6 protein-coding genes are annotated in these 6,732 nt (G+C 52.1%); 2 read left to right on the forward strand and 4 right to left on the reverse strand.

Annotation, left to right across the window (positions count from 1 at the left end; all coding sequences use genetic code 11):
• Window positions 1–278, forward strand: a 278-nt coding sequence (locus R6U67_RS01545) for a zinc ribbon domain-containing protein (RefSeq protein ID WP_410250910.1), incomplete at its 5' end; no start/stop codon positions are given.
• Here R6U67_RS01545 and R6U67_RS01550 read toward each other — a convergent pair.
• The 4 genes from R6U67_RS01550 to R6U67_RS01565 all read right to left on the reverse strand — a co-directional run bounded on the left by R6U67_RS01550 (window position 275) and on the right by R6U67_RS01565 (window position 5,682).
• Entirely contained in the window at window positions 275–2,965 is a 2,691-nt protein-coding gene (locus tag R6U67_RS01550) for a diguanylate cyclase domain-containing protein (RefSeq protein ID WP_410250911.1), read from the reverse strand. The genes R6U67_RS01545 and R6U67_RS01550 overlap by 4 nt on opposite strands.
• A gap of 121 nt (window positions 2,966–3,086) precedes the next feature.
• A complete protein-coding gene (locus tag R6U67_RS01555; protein ID WP_410250912.1) occupies window positions 3,087–3,944 on the reverse strand; it encodes a M28 family peptidase in 858 nt (285 codons plus the stop codon).
• A gap of 183 nt (window positions 3,945–4,127) precedes the next feature.
• The gene (locus R6U67_RS01560) at window positions 4,128–4,985 is read right to left on the reverse strand and encodes a hypothetical protein (RefSeq protein WP_410250915.1); all 858 of its coding nucleotides are present in this window, start codon (window positions 4,983–4,985) and stop codon (window positions 4,128–4,130) included.
• 91 nt (window positions 4,986–5,076) lie between these two features.
• A complete protein-coding gene (locus tag R6U67_RS01565) occupies window positions 5,077–5,682 on the reverse strand; it encodes a DUF1517 domain-containing protein (RefSeq protein WP_410250913.1) in 606 nt (201 codons plus the stop codon).
• A 388-nt stretch (window positions 5,683–6,070) separates the two neighbouring features.
• Here R6U67_RS01565 and R6U67_RS01570 point away from each other — a divergent pair.
• On the forward strand, window positions 6,071–6,732 hold a 662-nt coding region (locus R6U67_RS01570), incomplete at its 3' end, for a nitrogenase component 1 (RefSeq protein ID WP_410250914.1).

A 6,732-nucleotide genomic window follows, 5' to 3' on the forward strand; every position in this document is an offset into this window, starting at 1 on the left:
GCTCGAGTTGTGGCACGGTGGTTAAGAAAAGTCTTTCGACTCGAACTCACGTTTGTCAGTGTGAGTGCGAGTTGGATAGAGACCACAACGCAGCCATCAACATCCTGAACGCTGCCTTAAGTACGGTAGGGCATACCGGAACCTGGGTCGATGACCCACACGCTTCTGGAGATTTGACCGCTACTTTGGCTGGTGCAAACCTGTCAGGGCAAGTCGGATCGTTGAAGGAAGAATCCCCACGCCGTGATAGCTGGGGAGTGTCAACAGCCATCCATTAATACTCTGCAATGCGGCCACAGTTGCGGCCATCTGCTTTAGCTTGATAGAGGGCCTGATCCGCCCGTCGTAACAAATCATCGGATGTCCATTCCCGTCGAGGGATCAGACTGGCGGCGCCGACACTGAGGGTTACCCAAGGATGAGCATTTGAACGACGGTGAGGAACCCGTAACCCCTCAACAGCACCACGAATCTCCTGAACCAACGTCACCAGTTTTTGAGGTTTCGCTCCGTTAATCACCACCACAAACTCTTCCCCACCATAGCGAGCCACCAGACTATCCTCATCCGTCACCGTCTCGGAAATCACGCCGGCCACTTGTTTCAAACAATCATCCCCCGCCTGATGGCCATAAGTATCGTTATAAGGCTTAAAGAAATCAATATCACAAAGAATAATTCCTAGGGGCTTTTGCTGCTCTAGGGAACGCTGCCAAGACTGAGCTAAAAATGTATCAAACTGTCGTCGATTCGCCACCTGAGTTAACCCATCAATCGTGGCTAAATTTTGCAAACTACTATTAGCAATCTTCAATTCTTCATAGAGTTTAGACTGCTGAGTGGCGATCCCTAACTGAGTCGAGACTTGGCCGAGAAACTCTTGTTCACTTTCCGTCCAGTGGCGATAGGCTTGGGAATTTTGAGCAATAATCACGCCCCAGAGATGACTGCCTTGTAAAATTGGGGCAATCATATGAGTTTTACTATTTTCAAAGCCCTGAATTTCACAAGATTTGTCGCAGACTCGAACCTGTAAATTGTCTCTAGTTTGGGGAGTCCGATACGACCTCAAGCAATTGGTTTTGAACGAGAACCCCTTAAACAAAATTTGATTCGGATTGCCCGTTTCTAAGATGGTCGCTTCAGCCACCATCTGGGCTTGAGTTCCCGTTTCATTGAGAGCATAAATCAAGACAGAATCACTCTTTAAAAATTCACGCACCGCCTTAGCCGTAGCGGGCAAAATATCCGAGAGTTCCAAAGAGCGATGGATATGATGAGCTAAATTACTCAACGCTCGTTCCCGTTCCATCTGACGGCGCAACGCCTCACCCACTCGGTGCTGTTCCTCTTCAATGGCGATCGCCGTCGCAATAATCCCCAACAAACGTCCATCATCCGCCGTCTGTTCGGGAGGAGTACGATAGCACAGACTCAACAATCCCACCACGCGATCGCCCGTGCGCACCAAAGTCCGCCAAATCCCCGAATTCGCTTCATACCAAGTATCTCCAGGGCTTTCTAAGCGAGGACAAACCGCACTGGCTTCAGACTCTTCCATCAACGCCTCAAGAGACTCCTGCGTCGCATTTTCGCAGGCTCTCACCATCCCCCAAGTACAGACCGAATCTAAGCGCTCGTTAACCCGACGCTGATAGATGGCCCCAGTCGCATTCAGCAACGTACCACATAAGGCCGTTAAACGCCCGATATTTTCCATCGGATCGCTGCTAAAGTTCAAAAAACACCGATTGACCTGTTCCAAACGCGCCTCAGCTCGCTGACGCTCCGTCACATCTTTACCCGTGGAAATATAATGTGTTATCTTTCCGCTCTCATCTCGCAACGGAGTAATTGTTTTTTGTTCAGCAAACAGCTCTCCTGACTTTTTCTTATTCGTAAATACAGCATAAAAAACCTGCCCCCTTCTAAGGGTCGCCCATAATTTTTGATAGAAGTCCCGACTATGAAATCCCGATTTCAAAATCGACGGTGTTGCCCCAATTGCTTCAGCTTCACTGTAGCCAGTTAACCGTTCAAACCCCGAATTAACATAAACAATCTCACCCTCACGATCCGTAATAATCACATTATCACCACATTGCTCTAAGGCTCGTGATAGCTGTTGCAACTGGGACTGTTGTAATTCAGCCTGTTTCCGTTCTGTTATCTCTAAAACCGTTCCCACAGCCCCGGAAAATTGACCCGATTGGTCATAGAGAGGGGCGCTGCTGCCTAACACCCAGACCTCACGTTTTCCTGGCGTCACAAAGCGAAACTCACAAGAGACCAGTCCCTCTTGGATGCGATTCCAAACCGTCAAAACTCGGTCAATATCATCAGGATGAATAGCCTGTTTCCAGCCTTCTTTTAACGCCGACGTCGCTGACATACCCGCAATTTCGCACCAGCGAGGATTGACAAAGGTGAGATCCCCCTTAGGATCGGCCTGAAAAATACCAACCGGGGCATAGGTCGCCAACAGTTGATAGCGACTGGCTTCCTGCTGACTCTGCCAGCAATTCTTCAACTGAAGTAGGTCTTCCTCAACGCCCTTCAGGCCGCTCAACGGCTGAATAATGGCTTGATACTCTAACACCTCTCCCACACCATTAAAAATGCCGCGAATTGTCCAATGCCAGCCCTCGCCGATATCATCGTTCAATAGAGTTAACGTCACTTGTTGCTGAGTTGAGGAAATGCGCTGACAGGCCGATCGAAGGCGGGAGCGATCGCCCTCAGGGAGTCGTGTCAGAAGCTGTAGGGAGTCCAAACGAGTCCCCCGGCCAGAAGCCGACTCAGTCACGTTGTGATCCTCTGACGCTGGCACAACCGGTGCAGGAAACGCCTGTTCAAAGGCGGCATTGGCAATGATAATCCGTCCATCCGGGTCAAAGCGGCAAATGCACTCACACAGATGTTCAAGTAAATCCCAAATGGACTTAGAGGATCGAACAGGTCTCACGAGGTCGGGGCAGAATTAGTATTGGCTATCCTTTCTTCTATTGTGACCGATCAAGGGAAGATTCGCTGAGATTGTCAGTAAGATTGTCAGTTGATCCCCGTGGCGATCGAGTCGCTTCGGGCTAATGGGCCTCACCCTGGGGACGGGTCAGAAGCTGATAGAGGACATCAATCACGGCTTGAGTCGCTCCCTCTAAAAAAGAGCGATTTAAGCTGTCTGGAGTATCACTGAGACGGTGATAGTTAGGGTTGCGGAAGTTGGCCGTATCAGTCACCATGACCGCCGGGACTCCCGCCAGCCAAAAGGGGGCATGATCACTACGAAGTAACTCCAGAAACGGGCCAACCGGAACCGTCAACGTGACTCGCGTGGGACTTCCAGACCTCGGGATTGCTTCAAAGGCATCGGTCAGATGATGATAGGGCCAATTGCCAACAACTCCCAGAAAGTCGCCTCGCTCGGGGAGGGAGTCCGGGAGTCCCCGAGGGTAGGTTTGACAGCCGATTTCCTCACAGGCGTAGCCAATCATCTCCAAGATAATGACGCCTTCTAAGTTCTCGATCGTTTGGGGAGAAACATAGGCAAAACTCCCGAGTAACCCCCGCTCTTCTAAGTCAAACAAGACCAGTCGTAAGCCTCGTGGCGTAGGAGCCTTGAGAAGATGAGCGGCTTCGAGGACAGCGGCGACAGCACTGGCATTATCATCGGCACCCGGAGAGTTGGGGACGGTGTCGTAATGGGCGCCGAGTAAGAGGATGGGAGCGTCGGGATTCGTACCATCCCGTTGCGCGATCAGGTTGACGCCTCCATCAAAGTTTTGCGACTCAACGCTCCAGCCAGCCGCTTCAAGTTGCTGTTGGAGGTATCGACGGGCGCGATCGCGATCGCCGGGGTCAAAGCGAGGTCTAGCCAGGGCTTCAACCGTCTCAAAGAGGCGATCGCCGTCAACCCGAGGAGCCGCCTCAGCAATAGGAGTCACCCTCGTCTCAGCAGACGGGGGTGATGGGGAGGCGATCGTCTCAGGCGTAGGTGAAGGGTTCGCTGCTTGGCTCTGCGAGGAGGAGAGATGGTCCCCACAACCCAGGAGTCCAATCATCAACACCCAGCTCAGCAACAGCAGACGATAGCCCATTCCCTTAAACCTCTCTCTCAAACAACCTCCCTAACGACGACGGCGACCAAAACTCCCCGAGCGAGGCCGAGAACGACCACTACCAAAGCCGCCACCGCGCCGTTTCACCGTTCCCGATCGCTGAGAATTGCCCCGCAGACGGCTCGCACCAATCCCCGAGCCAGTCGGGCGTCCTGAGCGCTCAACCGAGCTGCGTCCATTACGGTTGCGATTACCGAACCGGCTGCCCCGGTTGTTGCGTAAACGACCTGTGGTTCGCAGAGTTTGACGATTCTTAACAGCAGCGGGCGGTTCATTGTGGGTCGTCTGATAACTCTTCACCGCTTGCTCATAGCTGCGTCCTGAGCCACCATAGCCGGTGAGCGGACTACCGGGTTGATACATCGGCGGTACATAGTAACTCGGAGAAAAGAGCATATTCCCGATCGCCTGGCCCGCCAAAGCCCCCGCAAAGGGAGTCCAGAAGCTCGACTGTTGACGAACAACCACAGTTTCAGGTTGTCCCGTCTGGGGATTCGTTTGGGTTTCGGTCACCGCATGAATGTAGTCGATGCGGAAATCTGGCGCCAAATGCAACACCGCCTGTCCCTTGTCCAAACTGAGGTAGGAGCGTTGTCCGGCGGCCTGTTCCTCCTCCGTTAAGGGCATCATCTGTACATCGGCGCTGCTAAACAACGGCGGTTGGCCAGCCGGTGTATTGAGTAACAGGAGTTGATACTCACCGTTCTCATCGTTATATTGCGCTTGCTGGACTCGATACTCGCCACTGGGTAGAGTGGCCGCGTAAGCAGGGGCTGGAGTCAAGAGCGATCGCCCAGGGGTCATCTCTCCTACCAGACTCCAGATCAGGCTGATACACAAAACTCCGGCTAAAACTCGACGCCACATAGATTGTTGTTTCACGGTTTGTTAACGATTCGATGGATGGGGTTTTGATTCTAGGATAGGCGATCGGACCCGGAAACTGTCCCTGAAGATGTCACAGGGGGATGAGTTCGGGGAAGTTTTCCAGGACTTGGTCAGCGCTGAGGCTTTCGCCAAATCGGGCTGGAGAGAAGTGAACCTGGATGGCTTCGAGTTTATCTTGGTAGGCGAGACTAATCACGGCTTTGAGTCCCCGGTTTAGAGCGTCAATCTCGGCTAAATCGGTTTCGAGATCGGGGATGTCTCCCTGGCCGACGAGGGTGATTATCACCACGAGATTCTCGCTGGGGGTGAGAAAGAGGGTGTCATCATCACTGTCCTCGTCAGTCACTTGTTGCGGTTGACAGAGATAGCGTTGGGCTGAATCGGTAAAGAGTTCGTTGAAATAGTCGGAGGCTTCCCCTTCATCCCAAACCACATCTCCTTCGTTGGCGGCGGCTTGCCAATAGGGTTGTAGTTGCAAGAGATGTTGACAGATATCTACGAGTCCCTCGCTCAGTTGTTCTAGGGCGTTCTCCGCCTCGATGGCTTGGCCCGAGACGCGGTTGAGGGTTCCTAGGAGGGGGTTCGTTTGTGCGCCCGTTAGTTGAACCATTAGGCGGGCGACGACGAATCGTTGTTGTCCGGTGATGCGCTTGAGGCGATCGCTTAAACTACTCATGGGGTCTTTCTTCTAGGGAATCGCCAACTCGGGGGCGATCGGCAAAATAATCCAGTTTCTATCATATCTTGTCATATCCCGAACCCGCGTTTTGGCCGCATCCCCTCGGTTTTGGGAAACTCCGGTTGAGCGCCCCGCCTACTTAGGATTTCTTAATACTTTTTTTGCGAAAAAACCCTTGACAAAACGCAATTTATGGCTCCTAAATCCTATTAAGAATCGTAGCAATCCATTAAGAATCATGTGAGAGAAACCCCAAAGTTAAAGAGTTCCCCGTAGTCTAAGAGGAGTTGAATTGTTAGTTAGGGCGGGTTAAACCGTTGCGGCTGGAACGTCAGCGACTTGAGAGCAAGGTTTTCGTCTTTATTGGATTTACGGAGAGCAATCTATGAAATTGGCTTACTGGATGTATGCCGGCCCGGCACATATTGGCACCCTTCGCATTGCCAGTTCCTTCAAAAACGTCCATGCCATTATGCACGCGCCTCTAGGGGATGACTATTTCAACGTCATGCGATCAATGTTAGAACGGGAACGAGAGTTTACCCCCGTAACCACCAGTGTGGTCGATCGCAACGTCTTGGCGCGAGGGTCCCAGGAAAAAGTGGTCGACAACATCACCCGCAAGGATAAAGAAGAACATCCCGATTTAATTGTCCTCACCCCCACCTGCACCTCAAGCATTCTGCAAGAAGACTTAGAGAACTTCGTCTCCCGCGCCCAGATGGACTCTGAAGGGGATGTTCTCTTAGCCGATGTCAATCATTATCGCTTCAACGAATTGCAGGCCGCCGATCGCACCCTAACCCAGATCGTCACCTACTACACCAACAAGGCCCGCAAATACGACCAACTCCCCAACGACAAAACCGAGAACCCCTCGGTGAACATCTTGGGAATGTCCACCCTCGGCTTCCACAACCAGCATGATTGCACGGAACTCAAGCGCCTCATGGCCGACTTAGGAATTGAGGTGAATGCGGTTGTTCCCTATAAATCCTCAGTTCATGAACTTAAAAACCTCTCTCGGGCTTGGTTTAACCTCGTTCC

Origin of the sequence: Sodalinema sp., assembly GCF_046483825.1 — a bacterium.
GTDB lineage: Bacteria > Cyanobacteriota > Cyanobacteriia > Cyanobacteriales > Geitlerinemataceae > Sodalinema.